13 protein-coding genes and 1 riboswitch are annotated in these 24755 nt (G+C 72.2%); of the genes, 9 read left to right on the forward strand and 4 right to left on the reverse strand.

The features are described from left to right. Window positions 1-14: 14 nt before the first annotated feature. Entirely contained in the window at window positions 15-704 is a 690-nt protein-coding gene (locus tag HEP81_RS42295; protein WP_310739520.1) for an ATP-binding protein, read from the reverse strand. 86 nt (window positions 705-790) lie between these two features. After that, entirely contained in the window at window positions 791-2119 is a 1329-nt protein-coding gene (locus HEP81_RS04815) for an MFS transporter (RefSeq protein ID WP_037660664.1), read from the reverse strand. A gap of 712 nt (window positions 2120-2831) precedes the next feature. Between HEP81_RS04815 and HEP81_RS04820 the strand changes: the two genes are divergently transcribed. Genes HEP81_RS04820 through HEP81_RS04840 form a run of 5 tightly spaced genes read left to right on the forward strand, consistent with a single transcriptional unit; the run spans window position 2832 to window position 14604 of the window. Then, window positions 2832-9038 carry a type I polyketide synthase gene (locus tag HEP81_RS04820; RefSeq protein ID WP_051850473.1) on the forward strand — a complete coding sequence of 2069 codons (6207 nt, stop codon included), beginning with the start codon at window positions 2832-2834 and terminating at the stop codon, window positions 9036-9038. Continuing rightward, the gene (locus HEP81_RS04825; RefSeq protein ID WP_037660662.1) at window positions 9035-10849 is read left to right on the forward strand and encodes a non-ribosomal peptide synthetase; all 1815 of its coding nucleotides are present in this window, start codon (window positions 9035-9037) and stop codon (window positions 10847-10849) included. Before HEP81_RS04820 ends, HEP81_RS04825 begins: the two co-directional genes overlap by 4 nt. A gap of 34 nt (window positions 10850-10883) precedes the next feature. Continuing rightward, window positions 10884-12671, forward strand: a complete 1788-nt coding sequence (locus tag HEP81_RS04830) for a beta-ketoacyl synthase N-terminal-like domain-containing protein (RefSeq protein WP_037660660.1) — start codon at window positions 10884-10886, stop codon at window positions 12669-12671. Next, window positions 12665-13912, forward strand: a complete 1248-nt coding sequence (locus HEP81_RS04835) for a cytochrome P450 (RefSeq protein WP_037660658.1) — start codon at window positions 12665-12667, stop codon at window positions 13910-13912. The genes HEP81_RS04830 and HEP81_RS04835 overlap by 7 nt, the downstream gene beginning before the upstream one ends. Continuing rightward, the gene (locus HEP81_RS04840) at window positions 13909-14604 is read left to right on the forward strand and encodes a formyltransferase family protein (RefSeq protein WP_037660656.1); all 696 of its coding nucleotides are present in this window, start codon (window positions 13909-13911) and stop codon (window positions 14602-14604) included. The genes HEP81_RS04835 and HEP81_RS04840 overlap by 4 nt, the downstream gene beginning before the upstream one ends. Window positions 14605-14750: 146 nt before the next feature. Here HEP81_RS04840 and HEP81_RS04845 read toward each other — a convergent pair whose 3' ends face one another. Both HEP81_RS04845 and HEP81_RS04850 read right to left on the reverse strand, forming a co-directional pair. Continuing rightward, on the reverse strand, window positions 14751-15791 hold the full coding sequence (locus HEP81_RS04845) for an alpha/beta fold hydrolase (RefSeq protein ID WP_037660654.1): 1041 nt from the start codon (window positions 15789-15791) through the stop codon (window positions 14751-14753). Between the two features lie 243 nt (window positions 15792-16034). Continuing rightward, a complete protein-coding gene (locus HEP81_RS04850) occupies window positions 16035-17441 on the reverse strand; it encodes a short-chain fatty acyl-CoA regulator family protein (protein WP_037660652.1) in 1407 nt (468 codons plus the stop codon). Between the two features lie 375 nt (window positions 17442-17816). Between HEP81_RS04850 and aceA the strand changes: the two genes are divergently transcribed. From aceA to metE, 4 genes are all read left to right on the forward strand, one after another. Continuing rightward, window positions 17817-19103 carry an isocitrate lyase gene (gene aceA, locus HEP81_RS04855; RefSeq protein WP_037660650.1) on the forward strand — a complete coding sequence of 429 codons (1287 nt, stop codon included), beginning with the start codon at window positions 17817-17819 and terminating at the stop codon, window positions 19101-19103. 45 nt (window positions 19104-19148) lie between these two features. Further along, window positions 19149-20732: a malate synthase A gene (aceB, locus tag HEP81_RS04860; protein ID WP_037660648.1), complete on the forward strand. Its 1584-nt coding sequence runs from the start codon at window positions 19149-19151 to the stop codon at window positions 20730-20732. Next, entirely contained in the window at window positions 20729-21598 is an 870-nt protein-coding gene (locus HEP81_RS04865) for a 3-hydroxybutyryl-CoA dehydrogenase (protein ID WP_037660646.1), read from the forward strand. The genes aceB and HEP81_RS04865 overlap by 4 nt, the downstream gene beginning before the upstream one ends. Before the next feature lie 239 nt (window positions 21599-21837). Further along, a riboswitch (cobalamin riboswitch) is annotated at window positions 21838-22060 on the forward strand. A 155-nt stretch (window positions 22061-22215) separates the two neighbouring features. Then, window positions 22216-24534: a 5-methyltetrahydropteroyltriglutamate--homocysteine S-methyltransferase gene (gene metE / locus HEP81_RS04870; RefSeq protein WP_037660644.1), complete on the forward strand. Its 2319-nt coding sequence runs from the start codon at window positions 22216-22218 to the stop codon at window positions 24532-24534. The last annotated feature ends 221 nt before the right edge of the window (window positions 24535-24755 follow it).

Here is a 24755-nt window from a genome sequence, read left to right on the forward strand (position 1 = left end):
CGGTCGGCCGGGGCTCAGCGGGCGGTCGCGGACGTACGGGTCTCCGCGAAAGTGCGGGCCTCGACAACAGCGCAGGTCTCTGCGGAAGCACGGTCCGCGGCGGAGGCGGGCGTCTCGGGGCGGTTGTCGGCGCGTTGACGGCAGCGCGGTGCGGGGCGCCGGGTCCGTGCGCACGGCCGGTCCGCGCCCGCTCCCCGTCCGGTGTCCCGGCTGTCCACGAGGGCGATCCGGACGATGATCCTTTTGCCCGGCGGTCTGCCCGGCGGTTCGGGCCGCATCTCGAACGACTCGGCGACGGCCAGGACGATCTCCAGCCCGTGCTGCCCCACCCGGCGGGGCTCGGCGGCCCGGATCACCGGAGGAAGGGGAAGGGAGTCCCGCACCGAGATCTCGATCCGGGGCTCTTCCGTGCGGGCGCCGGTGATCCGCAGGTCCATGCGGATCGGTCCCGGGGCGTACTTGCACGCGTTGGTGACCATCTCGCTGACGACGAGCCGCGTGAGGTCGAGGGCGCGCGCGGAGACGGCGACGCCGTGTTCGGCGCGGGCGCGGGTCAGGAACCGTGCCGCCTCGTGCCGTGCCACGGCGATGCATCCGGGGTCTCCGTCGAACTCCGCGACGGCGGCCGTCGGTTCGGCGGGCAGGGACCGTCGGCCACCGGTAGGGGGCCGGGGCGCCGTGCGGATCGTTGGCGCTGCGTTCACATGGCCGCCCATACCCCGAGCCAAGGACTCCATGCCCAGGAGATCCTGCGGGGTTTCTCACATGGTGGCCCGAAGCCCCCGGACGCTCAGTTCCGTCGGCCGGCCAGCGCGATGCCACCGGCGCCGATCGCACAGGCGATGCCCGCCACCAGGTACGCCAGGTGGTAGCCGCTGAGCCGGTCGCCGGTGGTCGCGGCGAGGAGGACCAGGGCGGCGACGCCCGCGCTGGAGCCGATCTGCTGGGCGACGACGTTGACCGCGCCGGCGACGGCGTGCTGCTTCGGGGGGACGTCGGAGAGACCGGAGGTGGTCATGGCGGGGAAGTTCAGGCCCTGGCCAAAACCGCTGATCACCAGGCCGGGCAGTACATGCAGCAGATAGGAGCCGTGCGCCGGGGTGGTGATCCACAGGGCCGTGCCGGCGCCGATCAGGAGCAGGCCGGTGACCATCAGGGCGCGCGGGCCGTACCTGGCCAGCAGGCGTCCGGTGGCGAAGTTGGCCGTGAGGAAGACGGTCAGGGACATCGGGACCAGGGAGAGGCCGGATTCGACCGGTGAGTAGCCCAGCATGCCCTGGAGATACAGCGGCGCGAAGAAGACGATCGCGACGGACGCCGTGTACTGGAGGAACGCCGCCGCGGTGGCCAGCCGTACCGAGGACATCCGGAAGAGGGCCAGCGGCAACAGCGGGTCGGGCGCCCGGTGTTCGTGGACGGCGAAGAGCACCAGGAAGACCACCGCCGCGGCGATCAGCGCCCAGGCCCACACCCCGCCGAGGCTCACGCCGATCACGAGCAGCGCGAGCCCGAGGGTGCCGGTTATCGCGCCCGCCAGGTCCAGCGGGACCCTGGTGCCCGCCCCGTCGGGCAGCCCGGACCGGGTGATCGCGAGCACGACCGCGCCGAGGGCCACCGAGAACCACAGCACCGACCGCCAGCCGAGGAACTCGGTCAGTACGCCGCCCAGCAGCATGCCGCCGCTGAAGCTGGCCGCGCCGACCGCCGCGTACACGCCCAGCGCCCGGCCCCGGCTCGGGCCCTCCGGGAACACCTCGGTCAGCAGGGCGAGCGCCGCCGGTCCGGACAGGGCCGCGCCGATGCCCTGGACCGCCCGCGCGCCGAGCAGCACGGCACCGTCCGGCGCCAGCGCCCCGACCAGCGCGGCCAGTGTGAACAGCGCGACGCCGGCCTCGAAGACCCGGCGCCTGCCGAACACATCGGCCAACCGGCCGCCCACCAGCAGGAATCCGGCGAAGGTGACCGAGTAGGCCGTCATGACCCACTGGAGCGTGGTGTCCCGCAGCTCGAAGCGCGCCCCGACGGAGGGCAGGGCCGCGTTCAGTACGGCCATGCCGCTGAGGTCCAGTGCGAGTGCCCCGGCCAGCACCCCGAGCGCCAGGCCCGGCCGCTGCGACAAGGCCCGCCCCTGAGCTGATGTGTTGAGCATCGCGGTGCTGCTTCCTCTCCCCGGGACACGAACCCCCTAAGACGATCACCGCGCCCCACCCAGGTCAATCTCTCGTATTCCAAGTGGCTTGAAACAAGACTCAGTTCATACGGTTCGGTTTGTGCGCAAGTCGGCGAACCAGCCACCCGGGAGTCAAATCTTGCCAGTGCGGGTTCCAGCCAGCAGGCGCTCTTGCCCCACCAATCACCGGATGGCAGGCTGACATTCGCCGATCGGGGTGAGCACCTCGTCAAGCGATCCGTCCGGGGTAAAGCGGATCGTGACTCCCGTCGGCGGTGGCCGTGCGGGCGAGGGGTTTCGCGTGTGCGTCGCCATAGTCAACGCAACTGACCGTGAGCTGATTCTGTCGGGATGACTCAACGAGGGCGGTTCAGTGCAGTCATGGTTCGGTGCAGTCATTCGGGTATTCGGCGGCTCCACCTTTGGCAGGGAGCCGTACGATCCGTCGAGCGTGAGCCGGTAGCCGTCCGCTGACCACGGACGCTCGATCGCTCGGACATTCCTCCAACTCCTTCTTCCTCAGTATCCCTTGGTTTCCTTCGCGTGTGTGGTGACGCGTCGGAGTACCCGGCGCGGCCGAACGAACCTCTGTGTCCGTAAACCATCTCCCGCTTTCGGGCCGGCGACCGGCCCATTCCATCCGCCTTGCCGAGGAGGCGAAATGCCCCAAGAGCGCGGGCCGCGCGATGTGCGCGCCGTCACAGATTTTCTGCTTTCTCGCTTCGTGGAGCTGCTGGACGTTTCCAGGGACGCGGTGGATCGCTGGGCGCCGATGCACCAGTACGGTCTGGATTCGGCCAAGGCGGCCACACTTGCCGCCGCGTTGTCCGCATTCCTCGGCCGTCCGGTTCCGGTCACCTGGATGTGGCAATATCCGACCGTCGACGAGCTGTCCCGGGCACTGGTCGAGGGCCCGCCCGCCGCGCCGGAGGCGGCCGCCCCCGGCCGGGACCGCCGTGGGCCCTCGTACGAGCCCGTCGCGATCGTGGGCATCGGCTGCCGGTTCCCCGGCGGTCCCGATCCCGCCGCGTTCTGGCGGCTGCTGGCCGAGGGACGCGATGCCGTGGGTCCGGTGCCGGCCGCGCGGCGCGAGCTGCTGGGCGACTCGGTGCGCTGGGGCGGGTTCATCGACGGTATCGACCGGTTCGACCCGCTGTTCTTCGGCATCTCGCCCAGGGAAGCCGTCCAGATGGACCCGCAGCAGCGGCTGATCCTGGAGCTGGCCTGGGAAGCGCTGGAGGACGCCGGTGTGCCACCGCTCGGCCTGGTCGGCAGCGACACCGGTGTGTTCATGGCCTCCTGCTGGGGCGACTACGCGGCGCTCGCGCACTACCGGGGCCCCGACAGCCAGATCACCCCGCACACCGCGACCGGTATGCACGACGGGATCATCGCCAACCGCGTCTCCTACGTCCTCGGACTCCAGGGTCCGAGCATGGCCATCGACGCCGCCTGTGCCGGATCGCTGGTCTCGGTGCATCTGGGCTGCCAGTCGATCTGGATGGGCGAGAGCGAACTGGTGCTGGCCGGTGGCGTGAATCTGAGCTTCGTCTCCGACTACTACACGGCCATGGACCAGATGGGCGCGCTCGCCCCGGACGGCCGCTGCAAGACCTTCGACGCGCGCGCCGACGGCTATGTCCGCGGTGAGGGCGCCGGGGTCGTCGTACTGGCCCCGCTCAGCGTGGCGCTGGAGCGCGAGCTGCCGGTGTACTGCCTGATCAAGGGCAGTTCGGCCAATAACGACGGCCTGAGCAACGGCATGACCGCGCCCAATCCGCAGGCGCAGGAGCTGATGCTGCGCACCGCGTACCGGCGGGCCCGGATCGCGCCGGCTCTCGTGGACTACATCGAGTGCCATGGCTCGGCGACGCCGCTCGGCGACCCGATCGAGGCCAATGCCATCGGTGCGGTCCTGGGCGGCGACCGGCCGACGCCGCTGCGCCTCGGGTCCGTCAAGTCCAATGTCGGACATCTGGAGGCGGCGGCCGGGATCGTCGGTCTGGTCAAGCTGGCGCTGTCGATCCGCAACGGGGTGCTGCCGGCGAGCCTGCACTACACCGCGCCGAACCCGCAGATCCTCTTCGACGAGTACGGGCTCGCCGTGCAGGACCGGCTGACCGAGTGGCCGCGCCGGTCCGACGCGCGCCGCGGGGGTGTCAGCTCGTTCGGGTTCGGCGGGGCGATCTGCCATGTCGCCGTCGAGGAACTGCCGCGCCCCGAGGGCAGACTCCTGCTGCTGGCCGAGGACTCCCCCGAGGCGCTGGCCGAGCGGGCCCGGGCCCTGCGGGACGAGCACGATCTGCGGGAGGTCTGCGGGCGGGCGCCCGGCGAGGGAAGGTTCCGGCTCGCGGCCGCCGCCCGTGACATGGGTGAACTCCGCTCCCAGCTGGACGCGTTCACCGCCGGTACGACGGCCTCGGGGCTCAGCGCCGGAGAGGTGGCCGGGCGCAGACCGCGGTTGGCGTTCCTGTTCTCCGGCAACGGCTCCCAATGGGTCGGCATGGGGCGGCAGTTGCTCGCCGGGATGCCCGTGTTCCGGCGGTCCATGATGCGCTCCGACCGGCGGATGCGGGAGCTGCTGGGCTTCTCCCTGGTCGACCAACTCCTCGCGGCCGACGGCCGCCTGGACGACATGGATGTCTTCCAGCCGCTGCTGTTCTGCTTGCAGGTGGCGCTGGCCGACGCCTGGCGCTCGCTGGGGGTGGCGCCGGATGTGGTCGTGGGCCAGAGCGTCGGCGAGTTCGCCGCCTCGCACATCGCCGGGGCGCTCGACTTCGAGGACGCGGCGCGGCTCGCCGCCTGCCACGGCCGGCTGCTCCAGCAACTGGCCGTCGGCCGCGGCGAAGGCATCGTGGTCACGACCGAGGCGGCCGCCGTCCAGCCGTACCTGACCGGGCAGCTCACCGTGTCCGGCCACAACGGCCCGGACTCCACGCTGGTCACCGGCACCCCGCAGGAGATCAACGCACTCGTCCAGCGGCTGACCGAGGAGGGGATCACGACCCATCGGGTACGGATGGGCCACGCGCCCCACTCGCCCCTGGTCGACCATGTCCTCGCCCCGCTGCGGGCCGAACTCGACGGCATCAAACCCCGCACGACCCGCGTCCCGATGATCTCGACGGTCACCGGCGAACGTGTCGACGGCGCGGAACTCGGCCCCGACTACTGGGCGGACAACCTGCGCCACGAGATCCAAGTGGTCAAGGCCCTGACGGCGTTGCGCGACCACGACATCGACGCGGTGGTCGAGCTGTCCCCGCACCCGCTCCTGCTCAAGGCCGCCGCGCAGCTCCTGGACGCGGCCACCCTGCCCTCGCTGCGGCGCGGCGCCGACGAGGCCCAGACCCTGCTGGGTTCGCTCGGCGCGCTGTACACCGCGGGCCACCCGGTCACGGCGTCCCCGTTCCTCATGGGTGACAGGGGACGGCACCTCGCACCGGGTCAGGGCGCCGCCGCGGAGGACGAGGCCCTGCGTCTCGTACCGGTGTCCGCGCACTCGGCGGCCGCGCTGGCCGACACCTGCCGTGCGCTGTCCAACCATGTCGAACGCGACGCGGGTCTGCGGGTGTCCGACCTCGCCTACACTCTCGCGACCCGGCGCACCCATCAGAACCACCGGGTGGCGCTGCTCGCCCGCAGCCGCCAGGACGTGCTGGACGGGCTCGCCCGGGTCGCCGCCGGGCGGCCGCACCCCGGGGTCGTCACCGGCACGGTCTCCGGCAGCACCGACCGGCGCGTGGCGCTTGTCTTCTCCGGTGGCGGGACCCAATGGGTCGGCATGGGCCGGGAGTTGCTGCGCACGCACACCGGGTTCCGTACCTGGATGCACGCCTGTGACACCGCGGTGCGCGCGGCCGGTGGCTGCTCGGTGCTCGAACAGCTCGACGCCCCGGAGGGCGAGGCCCGGTTCGAGGAGATGGACTTCCAGCAGCCGGTGCTGTTCGCCCTCCAGGTGTCGCTGGCGCGGGTCTGGCTGGAGCTCGGCATCCGGCCGGCCGCCGTCGTCGGGCACAGCCTGGGCGAGGTCGCGGCCGCGTGTGTCGCGGGGGCGCTGTCGCTGGAGGACGCCGCGCGGGTCGTCGTGGCGCGGTCGCACCTGCTCGAACGCAAGGCGGCTCCCGGTGCCATGATCTCGGTCGATCTGCCGGAGCGGGAGCTGTCACCGTGGCTCGCGCCGTACGCTGAGCACGCGGCCGTAGCCGTGGTCAACAGCCCCACCAGCACGGCGGTTTCGGGCTCACCGGAGGCGGTCCGCGCCCTGGAGGCGGACCTGCGGACGGCCGGGATCTCGACCAGGAACATCCGGGTCGAACGGCCCGTGCACAGTCCCGGCATGGATCCGCTGACCGGGCCGCTGCGCGAACTCATCGACGGCATCAGCCCGTTGACCGGGGGCATCGACTTCCACTCCACGGCGCTGGCCGGGGCGGTGAACCCGCTCGTGGACGTCGACTACTGGGTGCACAACCTGCGCGATCAGGTCCGGTTCGCCGAGACCATCGGCGCGCTGGTCGAGGACGGCATCGGCACCTTCGTGGAGATCGGCCCGCACGAGACGCTGCGCGGCGCGGTCGAGGAGATCGCGCTGACCCGGGGCGCCCGGGTGCACGCGGTCAACTCCCTGCGACGCGGCGAGAGCGACCTGCGCTGTCTGCTGGAGGCGGCCGCGTCGCTGCACGTCAGGGGCGTGCCCTTGACCTTCGACACGCTGTTCACGGACGACGTCGAGGTCGTGGAGACCCCGCTGGTGCAGTGGCAGAAGGAGCGCTACTGGCTGGATGCGGCGCCGCGCGTCGACGGCAGCGTGGCGTCCACGGCCGTACGGGCCGCGTCGGCCGGGTCGGCCGCATCGGCTGTGCCGTCCGCGTCGACCACGCCGACCACGTCGTCCGTGGCGGTTGTGGAGGCCGGCGCCGAACCGGTGGGTACGGCCGTGCCGGGCAGGTCGGTGGAAGAGCTGGTCCTCGCCGAGATCGCCGATGTGCTGGGCGTGCCGGAGGACCGGTTCGACGCGGGGTCGAGCCTGCGGGACTTCGGTCTCGACTCGATGCTGGCGATCCGGCTGGTCAACCGGGTGCAGTCGCTGTTCGGGCAGCGGGTTTCGCCGGTGGTGTTCCTGGACGGGCGGACCATCTCCGAGATCGTCGGCCATCTCGGGGAGGTGGTCGGCGGGGCAGGCGCGAACGCAGGTGCGGGTGCGAACGCCGGCGCGGTGGCCGGTGCGGCACCGGTCGCCCAGGAGCCGGCCGCGCACGCAGCGCCCCCGCCCGCGCCGGTCTCCCCCGCCCAGGCCCCGCCCGCGACACCACTGCCCGCGCCTGCCTCACCCTCACCCTCACCCTCACCCGTCCCCGCCCCCGTCACCTCCCCGAACCCACCCCGCACCCCGCTCGACGCCCTCTGCGAACTGGACGCCGAGGAACTCCTGGACGAGCTCGCCACCCGTGGCCTCCTCGACCCCACCGACGCCCCCGCCCTCGATCAACTCCGCGCCGGGGGGCTCGGGTTCGAGCTGGCGCCGGCGTCGCACGGCCAGGCCTCGCTGTGGTTCATGCAGCAGATCGACCCGGACGCCGTGCCGTACAACTTCATGGTGGCCGCCCGGGTCCGGGCCGAGGTCGACGCAGCGGCCCTGGAGCGTGCCGTGGCGGCCGTGCTGCGGCGGCATCCCGCGCTGCGCACGATCTTCGTGGAGGCGGGCGGCAGCCCGTACCAGGTCATCCTCGACGAACCGGAGTACGAGTTCCTGGTCACGGACAGCACCCATCTGGACGACGAGCAGGCCCGCGAGGAACTCGCCGTGTACGGCCACATGCCGCTGGACCTGGACAACGGTCCGCTGGTGCGGGTCGTCCTGATGACGCGCGGGCCGGCCGACCACTATCTGCTGGTCCTCGTGCACCACATCGCCTCGGACGCCGCGTCGGCCGATGTGATGATCCGCGAGCTCCAGGAGTTCTACGAGGGGGTTGATCCGGCGGCCGCCGAACCAGTCGCTCCCTACACGGAGTTCGTGGAGTGGGAGCGGCAGTGGCTGGCCGGTCCGGCGGCCGAGGCGGCGCTGGACTGGTGGTCGCGGCGGCTCGCCGACCCGCCCGCCCATCTCGATCTGTCCCCCGGCGAGCGCCCGCCCGGCGTCACCTACGAGGGCCGCGACCTCACCTTCCGCTGGAGCGCCGAAGAGACGCGGACGCTGCGGGAGTTCGCGGTGCGCGAGGGTGTGTCGATCAGCACGGTGGTGCTGGCCGGTTTCTTCGCGACGCTCAACCGCGCGGCCGGCGTCGAGGACTCCGTCCTTGCCACCGCCATCGCCCAACGCGCGGAATCCGGCTGGGAGTCCGCCATCGGCTACTACCTGAACACGGTTCTGGTGCGGGCGAAGCCGGCCGGTGACCGCGGCTTCCGGGAGCTGCTGCGCGAGGTGCACGCGTTCTCTCTCGGCCTGCTGGAGCACATGAACTATCCGCTCGACCTGCTGGCGGCCGAACTGAAGCCCCCGCGGGCCGAGGGCCGCTCGCCCTGGTTCGACGTCGTCCTCAACTGGCTTTCCTCGGACGCCTTTCCGCGCTCCGTGAAGCTCTTCCACGGCATCGGCGACACCATCGCGCCGGAGGGCGCGCTGCCCCTGGAGCCGCTGCCCGTACGCAGGCACCTCGCCAAGTTCGACCTGGAGATCTCGATGGCGGAGATCGGCGGCGAGGCCGTCGGCCATGTCCAGTACAAACCGAGCTATCTGGAGAAGCGGACCGTGACGGCACTGCTCGCGCTCTACCGCACCGTGCTCTTCGACTCGATCGCCCACCCCGACCTGGCCCTCGACGCCGTCGCGCCGGCCGGCCGGGCCAAGGAGACGGACCAGTGACCCAGACCCTGCACAGCAGATTCATCGAACAGGCCGGGAAGACCCCGGACGCCATCGCGGTCCACTCCGACGCCGGAGCGCTGACCTACGGCGAACTGGACGAGCGGTCCCGGGAGTTGGCCCAGCGGCTGGTCGCCGAGGGCGCGGGACCCGGGGTCCCGGTCGGCGTCTGCGTCGAGCGCTCGCCCGGCCTGCTCGTCGCCATCCTGGCCGTCCTGCGCGCCGGCTCCTGCTATGTGCCGCTGGACCCGAGGTACCCGGCCGAGCGGCTGGAGTTCATGGTCCGGGACAGCGGCACGAGCCTGCTGCTGACCACGCCCGCGTCCCGGGAGAACTGCCCGGCGGGCCCGACCCTGGTGGTGCTGGACGGGGCCGTGACGACCGAGCCCGGGGAGCGGCCCGTACCGGTCGTACCCGCCGACACCGCCTACGTGATCTACACCTCGGGCTCCACGGGAACGCCCAAGGGGGTGCCGATCCGGCACAGCGGCTGCGCGGCCATGCTGTCCGCCTGGGACCAGGTCCTCGGCGAGCGCGACCTCGGCGGGGTCTGCGCGGCAAGCTCGATCTGCTTCGACATGTCCGTGATGGAGATCTTCCCCGCGCTGAGCCGGGGCGGCGCCCTCGTGCTCGTGGAGAGCACCGTCCATCTGCCCGAGAGCCCGCACGCCGACAAGGTCACCCTGCTGCACGCCATCCCGTCGGTGACGAACGCACTCCTGGACGCCGGCGGGCTGCCCCCGAACCTGCGCACGGTCGTGTTCGGCGGCGAGCCCCTGCGGCGCAAGCTGGTGGACCGGGTGTACGCGGAGACCGGCGCGGAGGTCTTCAACGCCTACGGCCCCACCGAGGGCACCGTCTTCTGCACGCTCGGCCCGGTGCCGAGGGACGGGACCGGCGAGCCCACGATCGGCGCGGCGGCGGCCGGTGCCCGGCTCCATGTGCTGGACGCGGACCGCAGGCCGGTGCCGGACGGTACCCCCGGTGAGCTGTACCTCGGCGGCCCTGGCGTCGCCCACGGCTATCTCAACCGGCCCGAGACCACAGCCGAACGGTTCGTGCCCGACCCGTTCCTGGACGGCGGGCGCCTGTACCGCACCGGTGACGTCGTCGTCCGCACCGACAGCGGGGAACTGGAGTTCGTCGGCCGTACCGACAACCAGGTCAAGGTGCGCGGCCATCGCATCGAGCTGGAGGAGGTCGAGTCGCGGCTGACCGGCTGCCCCGAGGTCCGCGAGGCCGCGGCCGTCGTACACGGGCGCAGGCTCGTCGGCTACGTCGTGACCGAGGGCGGGCCCCGGGGCGGCGCCCGGCTGGACGCCGAGCTCCAGGCCACCATCACCGGCAAACTGGCCGCCGAACTGCCCGAGTACATGGTGCCGGGGGCGATCGTGGTCCTGGACGAACTGCCGCTGACGCCGGGCGGGAAGCTCGACCGCGCCGCGCTGCCCGAGCCACCGGCCGCCGACAGCGGACCCGTGACGGCCGCCGGCACGCCGACCGAGGTGGCGCTCTCCGAGATCTGGGGCCAGTTGCTGGGCCTGGAACCGGCGGGCATCGACGTCCGGGCCGCCTTCTACGACCTCGGCGGCGACTCGCTCCTGCTGGTGCGGCTGGCCCGGCTGATGACCCGGCGCTTCGACCGCCGCGTCCGGGTGCCCGATCTCTTCCGCTTCCGTGACATCCACTCGCTGGGCCGCTGGCTCGACGAGGACGGCGACGCCACCCCCGAGGTGGTCGAGTCGGCCCGCCGGCGCGCCGCCGTACGCCGTGCCGCGCTGCGCGGCCGCGCCTCCTCCACCGGTAACTGAGCGTTCCCCCAACCCACTTGAGCAGGAGCCCTTCATGTCCGAAAGTCCCGAGCAGGACTACGACCCGGGCGACGTGGCCGTCATCGGCATCTCGTGCAAGGCGCCCGGTGCCCGCACCAAGGAACAGTTCTGGGACAACCTCGTGCACGGCAGGGAGTCCGTGCGGTTCCTGGAGAAGGACGAGATCAAGGTCGACGAGACCCTGATCAACAACCCGTACTACGTGCGGGCCTGCGGCACGCTCGACGGGTACGACGCGTTCGATCCGTCGGTGTTCGGCATCAGCGACCGGATGGCGGCCGCGATGACCCCGGAGAACCGGCTGTTCGTGGAGAGCGCCTGGGAGGCGCTGGAGGACGGCGGTTACGACCCCGACCGGGTGCCCGGCGAGATGGGCATCTACGGCGCCAACAACCCTCAGACGGCGGCCCTTTACGGCACTCCACCGGACCGGGTGTCGGTCGGTCCCGAGGCGATCGAGCACGGTCTGGCGTGGTCGCCGGACACCATGACGTCCAACGCGCTGTACTACATCGGGCTGACCGGCGAGGCCGTCACCGTCACCACCGCGTGCGCCGGATTCCACTACGCGGTGCATCTGGCCTGCCAGTCACTGCTGTTGGGGCAGACCGACATGGCGATCGCGGGCGGCGCGATGGTCCGGCTGCCGCACCCGCGCGGCCATCTGTGGGAGGAGGGCCGGATCCTGTCCCGGGACGGCCACTGCCGCCCGTTCGACGCGGCCGGCACCGGCGCCGCGCTGTCCAGCGGTGTCGTCACCATGCTGCTCAAGCCGCTCGCCCAGGCCGTCGCCGACCGGGACCACGTCTACGCCGTGGTCAAGGGCTCGGCCATCAACAACAACGGGGTCAGCGCGATGGCCTACGGGCTGGCGCAGCCCGAGCGGCTGAGCGCGTGCATCGCGGCCGCCATGCAGGTCGGCGGTGTCACCCCGGACACGGTGTCCATGTACGAGGCCAACGGGCTCGGGCTGCCGATCACCGACCAGCTCGAAGTGCACGCCGTGAACATGGCGTTCGGCAAGCAGACCGGCACCTGCTCGATCGGCGGGGTCAAGGGCAACGTCGGACACGGCGGGGTGGTGGCCGGCGGCTTCGGCGCCATGAAGGCCACGATGGCGCTGTACCACCGGACGCTGGCGCCGACGATCAACCTTACCGAGGCCGACCCGGAGATCGACTTTCCCAGCACCCCGTTCGTGCCCCAACTGGAGTCCGCGGACTGGGAGCCGGAGGCCGGTATCAGGCGCGCCGGGATCACCGCGATCGGTGGCGGCGGCTACAACGGGCACCTGGTGCTCGAAGAGGCGCCGGCGCTCGCCGAGCGCGCCCCCGAGGCCGTCGGCAGGCCGCGTCTGGCCACCCTGTCCGCCCTGGACGACGACTCGCTCGCCCGGCAGCGCGCCCGGCTGCGGGACCGGCTGCTGGCCGACCCCGGACTGCGGCTCGACGATGTGTGCTTCAGCCTCAATCTGGGCCGCCGGACGATGGACCGCCGGTGGGCGGCCGTGGTCCGCAGCCGCGAGGAGCTGATCGAGGCGCTGTCCGCGGACTCCGCCGGCGGTCCGGCCGTCACGACCGCCGCCGCGCCGCGGGTGGACGCCGACGGCCTCCCGCAGGGCGACCAGGGGATCGTGCCGGCCGCGCCGGACGACGACCGGGCGCTGTCCGCGCTCGCCGCCGCCTGGGTGAACGGCCGGCGGGTGGACTTCCGTCCGCTGCACAAGGGGGAGGCGAGCCACCGCGTGCCGCTGCCCACCTACCCGTTCCGGCCGCGCCGGTTCTGGCGCACCGAATGGTGAGGGCGGGCGCGCCGGCGCCGGCCACCGTGGACCTGGGCGACCCGGACACCTTCGCGGACCATGACCTCGACGGGTTCTGGCGCACCCTGCGGGACACCGCGCCGGTGTACTGGAACCCGCCGGTCGGCGGCCGCCGCGGATTCTGGGTGCTGTCCCGGTACGACGACATCCTGGCCGCCTACCGGGACGATCTGAATCTCACCTCCGAGCGCGGCAATGTACTGGTCACGCTGCTGGGCGGGGGTGACGCCGGGGCAGGGCGGATGCTGGCCGTCACCGACGGGCACCGCCATCACGAGCTGCGCAAGATCCTCCAGCGGGTGCTCTCGCCGAGGGTGCTCAGCGAGGTCGCGGCGGCGGTGCGGGCCAACACCCGGCGGCTGATCCGCGAGGCGGTCGAGGCGGGCGGCTGCGACTTCGCCGCGGAGATCGCGAGCCGTATCCCGATGACCACGATCTCCAATCTGCTCGGCGTGCCCGAGCAGGACCGGGACTATCTGCTCGCCCAGACCAAGGCCGCGCTGTCGGCCGACACCGAGGACATCGACGAGACCGACTCCGAGATGGCCCGCAACGAGATCCTGCTGTACTTCATGGACATGGTCGAGGAGCGGCGTGCGGCGCCGGGCGACGATGTGATCAGCATGCTGGTCGCGAGCTCCATCGACGGGGTGCCGCTGTCCGACGAGGACATCGTGCTCAACTGCTACAGCCTGATCATCGGCGGCGACGAGACCAGCCGGCTGACGATGATCGACGGTGTGCACAACCTCGCGGCGAGGCCCGAGCAGTGGCGGCGGCTCAAGGACGGCGAGGTCGCGATCGACACCGCCGTGGACGAGGTGCTGCGCTGGGCCTCCCCGACCATGCACTTCGGGCGCACCGTGGTCCGCGAGACGGAGATGCACGGCGTACGGCTGGGTCCCGGCGAGATCGTCACGCTCTGGCACGCCTCCGGCAACCGGGACGAGCGTGTCTTCGAGCGGCCCGGGGAGTTCGACCTCGGCCGCGCCCCCAACAAGCATCTGGCCTTCGGCTACGGCCCGCACTTCTGCCTCGGCTCCTATCTGGCCAGGGTGGAGATCGCCGAACTGCTCCTGGCGCTACGGGACTTCACCACCGGTGTCGAGCAGACCGGCGAGGCGCTGCGCATCCGGTCGAACTTCCTGACCGGGTTCTCCACACTGCCGGTACGGCTGCGGCCCGACCCCCGCTCGATGAAAGAGGCGGCAACCCAGTGAACATCTACCTTTCGGGACAAGGGGCGTTCGCGGTCCAGGTCGCGGAGGCCCTGGGCGAGGAAGGCCACCGGATCGCGGGCGTGGCCGCCCCCCGGCTGCGCAAAGGGCACTCCGACGAGGGCAACGCGCTGTCCTGGGACCGGCTGCGCGCGTGGGCGTACCCGAGGAGCGTGCCCTGGACGGACTCGGCCGAACTGCGCGCGATGCATGTCCCCGACGGGGTCGACCTCATCGTCGCCGCCCACTCACACGCCTTCATCGGCCGCGCGACCCGCGCTCGCGCCGCCGTCGCGGCCATCGGCTACCACCCCAGCCTGCTGCCGCTGCATCGCGGCCGGGACGCGATCCGGTGGACGATCCGCGACGGCGACAAGGTGACCGGCGGCAGCGTCTACCACCTCACCGAACGCACCGACGGCGGCCCCATCGCCGCCCAGGAACACCTGTTCGTACCCCCCGGCTCGACCCCGGAGACGCTGTGGCGCGAACACCTCGCGCCCCTCGGTGTGCGCCTCCTGGTCCGCGTGGTCACCGACCTCGCCAAGGGCCGCCGCGTCGAGGTCCCCCAGGACGACAAACTGGCCACCTGGGAACCCGCCATGGGCGCACCCCCCCTGTTCAAACCCGAACTGATCGCCCTGCCGGGCTCGGAACTCGTGGACGGCAGCAGGTGGGCGTTGCACGTGGAGTGACCGGACGAACCGGCGAAGACCGTGACGGAGAGCGCCGGTTGGGGAGAGCCCGGGCCCTGGCGAGGCCCGGGGCCGTGGCCATCGACAGAGGAACCGAGTCCCGCCGCGGGGGCTGGACTTCGCGCCGTCCAGCCCCTGTTCCTCGTTCAGAGGCGGCCGGCGTCCAGCACCGCCCGGGCGAAGACGGCCGGCGCCTCCTGCGGGAGGTTGTGGCCGATGCCCGCCACGACCCGGTGCTCGTAGGGGCCGGTGAAGCGGTCGCGGGTGGGGTCGCCGGGCGCGGTGAAGGGGTCCAGTTCGGGGCTCAGGGTGATGGTGGGGACATGGATCACGGGCCGGGCGGCGAGTTCCTTCTCGTAGCGGTCGTAACGGCGTTCGCCGTCCGCGAGGCCGAGGCGCCAGCGGTAGTTGTGGATGACGATGGCGGCGTAGTCGGGGTTCTCGAAGGCCGCCGCCGTGCGCCGGAAGGCGGCCTCGTCGAACTTCCAGCCGGGTGAGACGAGTTGCCACACCAGATGGCACAACTCGTCACGCAGTTCGGGGGTTTCCATGGCCTGGCGGCCGCGCTCGGTGGCGAAGTAGTACTGGTACCACCAGTTGTGCTCGTCGGCGGGCGCGATGGGTGACTTCTGCGCCTCGACGTTGGTGATGAGGTAGCCGCTGGTGGAGACGAGCGCGGTGACGCGCTCCGGCCACAGCGCGGCGATGATGTCGGCAGTGCGCGAGCCCCAGTCGAAGCCAGCGAGGACGGCCTCGCGGATCTCCAGCGCGTCCATGAGCGCGACGATGTCCAGGGCGACCGCGGACTGCTGGGCGTTGCGGACCGTACGGCCGGAACGGAACCGGGTGCTGCCGTGGCCCCGGAGGTAGGGCACGATCACGCGGTACCCCTGCCCGGCGAGGAGCGGGGCGACGTCGACGTAGCTGTGGATGTCGTACGGCCATCCGTGCAGGCAGATGACGACGGGGCCGTGGGCCGGCCCCGCCTCGGCGTACCCGATGTCGAGCACGCCCGCGTGGACCTGCCTGAGCGCGGGGAAAGTGGTGTGCGTCCCGGGTGCGGGAGCCTCGTCCGCGCCGCGGGGCCCGGCCTGGGCGGCGTCGGCCGACTGCGCGCCGGTCAGGGAGAGCGCGGCCGCGCCGGTCCCCAGGCCGACGGCCTTCCCGAAGGTACGCCTGTCGATCATGTGAAACCCTCCGTCGTCCGCTGCGTGCGGTGCGGTCAGCTCGTGCGCGACGCTACAGGCCGGCCCCCGTCCCCCGAAGGCGGCGCGAAGGGGGTGACACCTCATCCAGGAGGAACTCTTCGCAAAGGTGGCGCGGCGGGCTTCCGGGCGGCCCCGGCGAACTCGGCGAGAACATCACCACCCGCGCTCTGGACCTGCTCGGCCGGACCGCACCGCCCGCCGGACCGGGTCCGAGCAGCGCCCTCAGCCTTCGGGTTCCATGACGCGGTACGGCACGAACGTGCTGGTGTCCTGGTCGATGTGCAGCCGGTGGCCGAGCGGCGGGGCGGCGCGCTGAGGGCACGAGAGGCGTTCGCAGACCCGGCAGCCCATGCCGATGGGGGTGGCGGCGGAGGTGCCCGCGAGGTCGAGGCCGTCGGAGTAGACGAGCCTGTGGGCGTGGCGGATCTCGCAGCCGAGGCCGATGGCGAAGGTCTTGCCCGGTTCGCCCCAGCCGCCCCGGTGCCGGGCGACGGCCCGCGCGGTCCACAAGTAGCGCTGCCCGTCGGGCATTTCGGCGACCTGGACATGGATGCGGCCGGGCGCGGCGAACGCCTCGTACACATTCCACAGGGGGCAGGTGCCCCCCGCCCGGGAGAAGTGGAAGCCGGTCGCCGATTGCCGCTTGGACATGTTGCCGGCCCGGTCGACCCGGACGAAGGAGAAGGGCACCCCGCGCAGCCGGGGGCGCTGGAGGGTGCTCAGCCGGTGGCAGACGGTCTCGTAGCCGAGGCCGTAGCGGTCGGTGAGGCGCTCGATGTCGTAGCGCACCTCCTCGGCGGCCGCGTGGAAGGCGCGGTACGGCAGGACGAGCGCCGCCGCGAAGTAGTTGGCGATGCCGATGCGGGCGAGCGCGTGGGCGGGTGAACCCGGGGTGAAGTCCTCGGCGGCCAACTGGTCGAGTTCGGCTCCGTGTTCGAGCAGGGCGAGCTGGGTGGCCAGGCGGAACGCGCGCTGGCCGGGGCGCAGCCGGGTGGAGAGGTGGAGGGTGCGGGTCGGGGCGTCGTAGTGGTGGAGGTGGTCGGCCGCCCCGACGGACAGCCGGACGCCGTGCCGGTCGGCGAGGCGGGCGGTCAGGGCGGGCAGGACCTCGCCGGGGCCGATGCCGATGTCCTCGGCGAGGGCTTCGGCCGCGAGGTCGCTGTCATGGAGGTAGTTCCGGCGGCGGTAGAAGAAGTCCCGGATCTCCTCGTGGGGTGAGCGGGGCAGTTCGGGGTCGGTGCCTCGGCCGTCCGTGGCCTGCGCGAGGCGTTCGGCGAGCAGTTGGTTGCGGCGGCCGAGGCCGAGCAGCACCTGAGCGACGGCGGGCATCCGGGCGGCGAGTTCCGCGAGGTCGGCGGCGGACAGGCCGGCCTCGGCGAGTTCCCCGGCCAGGGCCTCGCGCAGGTCGGCGATCAGGCGCGTGGTGTCGCGCTCGGAGAAGAAGCCCGGATCGACGCCGAACGTCTCGGTCAGCCGGAGCAGGACCGGGACGGTGAGCGGCCGGGAGTCGTGCTCCATCTGGTTGAGGTAGCTCGGCGAGATGGCGAGCACGCGGGCCATCTCGGCCTGGCTGAGGCGCCGTTCCTCGCGCAGGCGCCGCAGCCGCGCGCCCGCGTAGGTCTTGCCCATCCCCGGGTCCTTCCTCTTCCTTCCGGCTTCCGGTCAGCGTAGGTGATGAACACCCCGGTGGGGCCTTCGCAAAGTTGGCAGATGACGGCCGGAAGATTCGCAGAAGTTGGCAGACGTCCACCATTGATGGCACTCAGTGCCACTGCCAGAGTGTGACTACGGCCCGCCGGACACCGGCGGCCACCGCTCGCGGCGGGGGCCCGAATCAGGCCCTGACATCGGTTTTTCCGGCGCGGGTGGGGTCGTCACCGGCAGCACTGCTCAGCTCCGTCCCCCAGGTGCCGGCGGGCCGTACCTCAACTTTTCGACACGTAGTGCCACACCCGTTCGCCCGAGCGGGGGTGTTGGCAGCCAGTACAGACCGAGGAGACAGTCATGGCAGAGGCGACGAGGACGCAGGCGGCCGAGGAGCTCGCGCGGCGCTGGGCCACCGACCCCCGCTGGCAGGGCGTCGAGCGCACCTACAGTGCCGAGGACGTGATCCGGCTGTCCGGCAGCGTCCGCGAGGAGCACACCCTGGCCCGGCGCGGCGCCGAGCGGCTGTGGCGGCAGCTGCACGAGCAGGAGTACATCCACGCCCTCGGCGCGCTCACCGGCGGGCAGGCGGTGCAGCAGGTCAAGGCCGGTCTCCAGGCCATCTACCTGTCCGGCTGGCAGGTCGCCGCCGACGCCAACCAGGCCGGGCACACCTACCCGGACCAGAGCCTGTACCCGGCCAACTCCGTTCCCCAGGTGGTGCGTCGGATCAACAACGCGCTGCTGCGCGCCGACCAGATCGCCACCGCCGAGGACTCCGGGGACACCACGGACTGGCTCGCGCCGATCGTCGCCGACGCCGAGGCCGGCTTCGGCGGGCCGCTCAACGCCTTCGAGCTGACCAAGGCCATGATCGCGGCGGGCGCGGCCGGTATCCACTACGAGGACCAGCTCGCCTCGGAGAAGAAGTGCGGCCACCTCGGCGGCAAGGTCCTGGTGCCGACCTCGCAGCACATCCGGACCCTGAACGCGGCACGTCTGGCCGCCGACATCGCCGATGTGCCGAGCATCATCGTCGCCCGCACCGACGCGCTCGCCGCCAACCTGCTCACCACCGATGTGGACGAGCGGGACGCCGAGTTCGTCACCGGCGAGCGCACGGCGGAGGGCTTCTACCGGGTGCGGCCCGGGATGGCGCCGGTGATCGCCCGCGGTCTGGCGTACGCGCCGTACGCCGATCTGCTCTGGGTGGAGACCGGCACCCCCGACCTCGCGCAGGCCCGTGAGTTCGCCGAGGCGATCCACGCCCGCTATCCGGACCAGATGCTGGCCTACAACTGCTCGCCGTCCTTCAACTGGAAGGCCGCGCTGGACGACGACCAGATCGCCAAGTTCCAGCGGGAGCTGGGCGCGATGGGCTACCGGTTCCAGTTCATCACCCTGGCCGGGTTCCACTCCCTCAACCACGGCATGTTCGACCTGGCCCGCGGCTACGCCGAGCACGGCATGACCGCCTATGTCGACCTCCAGGAGCGGGAGTTCGCCGCCCAGGCGCAGGGATTCACCGCCGTCAGGCACCAGCGCGAGGTCGGCACCGGCTACTTCGACCTGGTCTCCACCGCGGTCAACCCCGCCTCCTCCACCACCGCACTGGCCGGGTCGACGGAGGCCGAGCAGTTCCACTAGGCCGACCCGCACACCTCCTCCTCGCACCTCCTCCAGGAGACACCGATGACCACCAGCGCACTGACCCATCGGGTCCGCGTGCTCGCCCCCGCGGGCGAGCGGCACGACGAGATCCTCACGCCCGCCGCCCTGGACTTCGTCGGCGCCCTCGCGGCCGCGTTCGGCGAGCGCCGCCAGGAGCTGATGAAGGAGCGGCGCCGGCAGGCCCTGCGGCTGGCCGCCGGCACCCCGCTCGACTTCCCGATGGTCACCTCCGCCGTGCGCGCCGACCCAGGCTGGCGGGTCGCGCCGCCCGCGCCCGGTCTCACCGACCGCCGCGTGGAGATCACCGGGCCGCCGGAGCGCCGCATGGCGGTGAACGCGCTCAACTCCGGGGCCCAGGTGTGGATGGCCGACCTCGAGGACGCCACCGCGCCCACCTGGGGCAATGTCATCGGCGGCCAGCTGAGCCTGCTGGACGCGATCGAGCGGCGGATCGACTACACCGCCGCGGACGGCCGGGAGTACCGGCTCGGCGAGCACCTCGCCACGATCGTCGTACGGCCGCGCGGCTGGCACCTGGAGGAGGAGCACCTGGAGTACGACGACCGTCCGGTGCCCGCGGCGCTGGTGGACTTCGGCCTCTACTTCTTCCACTGCGCCCAGCGGCAGATCGACGCCGGGTACGGCCCGTACTTCTATCTCCCCAAGCTGGAGAACCGGTACGAGGCGCGGCTGTGGAACGATGTCTTCCTGCTCGCCCAGGAACTGCTCGGCATCCCCCAGGGCACCGTCCGCGCCACCGTGCTCATCGAGACGATCACGGCCGCGTTCGAGATGGAGGAGATCCTCTACGAGCTGCGCGAGCACAGCTCGGGCCTCAACGCGGGGCGCTGGGACTACCTGTTCAGTGTCATCAAGACCTTCGGCCACCGCACCGACTTCCTGCTCCCGGACCGGGCGAAGGTCACCATGACGGCCCCGTTCATGCGGGCGTACACCGAACTCCTCGTGCACACCTGCCACAGGCGGGGCGCGCATGCCATCGGCGGCATGGCGGCGCAGGTGCCGGGCGCCGAACCGGCCGCTCGTGAGGCCGCGTTGGCGACGGTGCGGCTGGACAAGGAGCGGGAGGCCGAGGACGGCTTCGACGGTTCCTGGGTGGCGCATCCGGGTCTGGTCCCGGTGTGCCGGGAGGTGTTCGACGGCGTCCTGGGCGAGCGGCCGCACCAACTGGACCGGCTGCGTGAGGACGTGGCGGTCACGGCGGCCGAGCTGCTGTCGGTGCGGCGGATCGCGGGACCGCCCACGGCGCAGGGGGTGCGCACCAACCTCCGGGTCGCGCTGCGCTACTTCGCCGCCTGGCTGGACGGCCGGGGTGCCGTCGCGCTCGACGGCCTCATGGAGGACGCGGCCACGGCGGAGATCGCCCGGGTGCAGATCTGGCAGTGGCTGCGGCACCGGGTGATCGAGCGGGAGACGGTGGCGGAGCTGCTTGAGGAGGAGACGGTGGCGCTCGGCGCGGAGTATCCATGGGCACCGGTGGAGGAGGTCCGCGAGTTGTTCGAACGCACCGCTCTTCAGGGCGAGTTGCCGCTGTACTTCACACCGGAGGCCTACACCCGGCATCTCGTGCGGCGGGCGTCATGAGCGGGCGCTTCGCACGCGTCGGAGTGGTCGGCGGCGGCCGGATGGGCGCGGGCATCGCCGAGGTGTGCGCGCGGGCCGGTCTGGACACCGTGGTCTGCGAGGCGGACGCGGTGGCCGCCCGGGCGGCCCGGGACCGGGTGACCGGCTCGCTCGAACAGGCCGTACGGCGGGGCAAGTTGGCCGAATCCGAGGCGCGGGACGCCCTCGCGCGCATCGTCTTCAGCGGCGATCTGGACGCGTTGGCCGACCGGCAGCTCGTGATCGAGGCCGTCACCGAGAACGCGGACGCCAAGACCGAGGTGTTCGCCGCGCTCGACAAGATCGTGGCGGATCCGGCGGCGGTGCTGGCCACCAACACCTCCTCGCTGCCCGTGATGCGGCTCGGCATGGCCACCTCGCGGGCGGACCGGGTCGTCGGACTGCACTTCTTCAACCCGGTACCGGTGCTGCCGCTGGTGGAGGTCGTCGCCTCGCTGCACACCTCGGCCCAGGCCGTGGCCGAGGTGGCGGCCTTCGCCACCGAGGTGCTCGGCAAGACGGTCGTGCACGCCAAGGACCGGGCCGGCTTCGTGGTCAACGCGCTGCTGGTGCCGTATCTGCTGGCCGCCATCCGGATGGCGGAGTCCGGCTTCGCCTCGGCCGCGGACATCGACGCGGGCATGGAGCGGGGCTGCGCCCACCCGATGGGCCCGCTGCGGCTCGCGGACCTGATCGGCCTCGACACCGTCGCCGCGATCGCCGAGTCGCTGCACGACGAGTTCCGCGAACCCCTGTACGCCCCGCCCCCGCTGCTGCGGCGGATGGTCGAGGCGGGGCTGCTGGGCCGTAAGAGCGGCCGGGGGTTCCACGTGTACGACCAGGGCTGAGGAACCTGGTCCGGCCGGGCTGAGGGGCCCGGTCCGCGGTCCCCGGCCGAGGGTCCGGACCGACCGCGCGGAAGGAAGGGCGGGAAGCGCGTGTGCGGCGCTTCCCGCCCTCTGCCGTGCGGCCGCTGCGCAGCAATCACCGGGTCATGGAGCCGGGACGCGATCTGGTCCGAGGCCTCCCGTCTCGGCGCGCCATCCGAATGCTGGACTTGATCCACCACGCGAACCCTTCGGCCCGTAGGCTGGCCCGTGCAGCTGGTTCGCCCCGTCCGCCAGGCGGGAGCGTCGTAAGAGGGAACCCGGTGGGAATCCGGGACTGCCCCGCAGCGGTGAGCGGGAACGACCGCCGTCATACGCACTGGACCCGGTGAAACGGGTCTGGGAAGCGACGGCCAGTAGGTGTCCTCAGACGACGAGGACGGGCCCGCGAGTCCGAAGACCTGCCAACTGCCCGTGCGCGGGACCTCCCGTGCGCGGACATCCCGGTGACCTCGAGGGCGGGTCGGCGACACAGAACCGAACGGATGGCCATGGGCCGCTGCCGTACGGTCCGTCACCCTTCGCGCTCTCGTCCCGTCCCCGGGATCTCAGGGATTCATCTCGCGAAGGAGATCTCCGTGACCACGAAGTCCGCAGCCGCGGCGGCACGGGCCACCGTGTACGGCTACCCCCGCCAGGGGGCGAACCGGGAACTGAAGAAGGCCGTCGAGGGCTACTGGAAGGGCCGCGTCACCGCCACCGAACTGCGCGCCACCGCAGCCGAGTTGCGACGCGCCACCTGGCACCGGCTCGCCGAGGCCGGCCTGCACGAGGTGCCGACCGGCGACTTCTCGTACTACGACCATGTCCTGGACACCACCGTCATGGTCGGCGCGATCCCCGACCGGCACCGGGCGGCCGTCGCCGCCGATCAGCTGGCCGGCTACTTCGCGATGGCCCGCGGCACCCAGGAGGTGGCGCCGCTGGAGATGACCAAGTGGTTCGACACCAACTACCACTACCTGGTGCCCGAGTTGGGCCCGGACACGGTGTTCACGGCCGACTCGGCCAAGCAGGTCGCGGAGCTGACCGAAGCCCTTGCCCGCGGGCTCAGCGCCCGCCCGGTGCTGGTGGGCCCGGTGACCTATCTGCTGCTGGCCAAGCCCGCGCCCGGCGTGCCCGCGGACTTCGAGCCGCTGACCCTGCTGGACCGGCTGCTGCCGGTGTACGCCGAGATCCTCGCCGATCTGCGGGCGGCCGGCGCCGACTGGGCGCAGCTCGACGAGCCCGCCCTCGTCCAGGACCGCACCCCGGCCGAGCTGAACGCCGCCGCGCGCGCCTACCGGGACCTCGGCGCCCTCACCGACCGCCCGAAGCTGCTGGTCGCGTCCTACTTCGACCGGCTCGGCGAGGCCCTTCCGGTGCTCGCGAAGGCGCCGGTGGAGGGCCTGGCCCTGGACTTCACCGAGGCCGCCGCCCAGAACCTGGACGCGCTGGCCGCGGTCGGCGGGCTGCCCGGCAAGCGGCTGGTCGCGGGCGTCGTCAACGGCCGCAACATCTGGGTCAATGACCTGGAGAAGTCCCTGGCCACCCTCGGCACCCTGCTGGGCCTGGCCGACCGGGTGGACGTCTCGGCCTCCTGCTCCCTGCTGCACGTGCCCCTCGACGCGGCCGCCGAGCGCGACATCGACCCGCAGATCCTGCGCTGGCTCGCCTTCGCCGAGCAGAAGACGGCAGAGATCGCCACGCTCGCCAAGGGCCTCACCCTCGGCACGGACGCCATCGCCGGGGAGCTGTCCGCGAACCGGGCCGACCTCGCCTCCCGGGCCGGCTCCCCCCTCACCCACGACCCGGCCGTGCGCGCTCGCGCCGCCGCCGTCACCGAGGCCGACGCCCGCCGCTCACAGTCGTACACCGAGCGCACCGCCGCGCAGCGGGCCCGGCTCGGGCTGCCCCTGCTGCCCACGACGACGATCGGATCGTTCCCGCAGACCGGTGAACTGCGCACCGCGCGCGCCGACTTGAGGGCGGGCCGGATCGACACCGCAGGATACGAGGAGCGCATCAAGGCCGAGATCCGGGAGGTGATCGGCTTCCAGGAGAAGGCCGGTCTCGATGTCCTGGTGCACGGCGAGGCCGAGCGCAACGACATGGTGCAGTACTTCGCCGAGCAGCTCACCGGCTACCTCGCCACCCAGCACGGCTGGGTCCAGTCATACGGCACCCGGTATGTGCGGCCGCCGATCCTGGCCGGTGACATCTCCCGCCCCGGGCCGATGACGGTGCGCTGGACGTCGTACGCCCAGTCGCTCACGGACCGACCGGTCAAGGGCATGCTCACCGGTCCGGTCACCATGCTCGCCTGGTCCTTCGTCCGCGACGACCAGCCGCTCGGGGACACCGCGCGGCAGGTGGCCCTCGCGCTGCGGGACGAGGTCAACGACCTTGAGCTGGCCGGGACTTCGGTGATCCAGGTGGACGAGCCCGCGCTGCGCGAGACGCTGCCGCTGCGCGCCGCCGACCGGCCCGGGTATCTGGACTGGGCGACCGAGGCGTTCCGGCTGAGCACCTGCGGGGTGCGCCCGGACACCCAGATCCACACGCACATGTGTTACGCCGAGTTCGGTGACATCGTGCGGGCCATCGACGATCTCGACGCCGATGTGATCAGCCTGGAGGCGGCCCGCTCCCATATGCAGGTCGCCCGTGAACTGGCGGACCACGGCTATCCGCGCGAGGCCGGTCCCGGTGTCTACGACATCCACTCCCCGCGCGTGCCGAGCGCCGAGGAGGCGGCGGGGCTGCTGCGCACCGGGCTCGGGGCGATCCCGGCGGAGCGGCTGTGGGTCAACCCCGATTGCGGACTGAAGACCCGCGGCTGGCCGGAGACCCGCGCATCCCTGGAGAACCTGGTCACGGCCGCCCGCACGGTCCGCGAGGAGCTGGCCGGGGCCTGATCCGGACACAGGGGCGGGGCAGGGGCGCACGCGCCCCTGCCCCGCCCGGTGCACTGACGCCGGTGAAAGGGGCCTGGGAAGCGACGGCCGGTAGGTGCCCTCAGGCGATGAGGACGGGCCCGCGAGTCCGAAGACCTGCCACCGGCGCGTACGCCGACGGACGGCGTGCGCGCTTCGAGGCCCCGAGGGAGGGCCGCGTGGCCGTCGTGCGGACCCCGGGG

This window comes from Streptomyces griseofuscus, from assembly GCF_014673495.1.
GTDB classification, from domain to species: domain Bacteria; phylum Actinomycetota; class Actinomycetes; order Streptomycetales; family Streptomycetaceae; genus Streptomyces; species Streptomyces murinus.

Coding starts and splice junctions, on each gene's coding strand:
- HEP81_RS04830 (WP_037660660.1), top strand. CDS start 10,884: ATGTCCGAAAGTCCCGAGCAGGACTACGACCCGGGCGACGTGGCCGTC.
- HEP81_RS04865 (WP_037660646.1), top strand. CDS start 20,729: ATGAGCGGGCGCTTCGCACGCGTCGGAGTGGTCGGCGGCGGCCGGATG.
- HEP81_RS04835 (WP_037660658.1), top strand. CDS start 12,665: ATGGTGAGGGCGGGCGCGCCGGCGCCGGCCACCGTGGACCTGGGCGAC.
- aceA (WP_037660650.1), top strand. CDS start 17,817: ATGGCAGAGGCGACGAGGACGCAGGCGGCCGAGGAGCTCGCGCGGCGC.
- aceB (WP_037660648.1), top strand. CDS start 19,149: ATGACCACCAGCGCACTGACCCATCGGGTCCGCGTGCTCGCCCCCGCG.
- HEP81_RS04850 (WP_037660652.1), bottom strand. CDS start 17,441: ATGGGCAAGACCTACGCGGGCGCGCGGCTGCGGCGCCTGCGCGAGGAA.
- HEP81_RS04845 (WP_037660654.1), bottom strand. CDS start 15,791: ATGATCGACAGGCGTACCTTCGGGAAGGCCGTCGGCCTGGGGACCGGC.
- HEP81_RS04820 (WP_051850473.1), top strand. CDS start 2,832: ATGCCCCAAGAGCGCGGGCCGCGCGATGTGCGCGCCGTCACAGATTTT.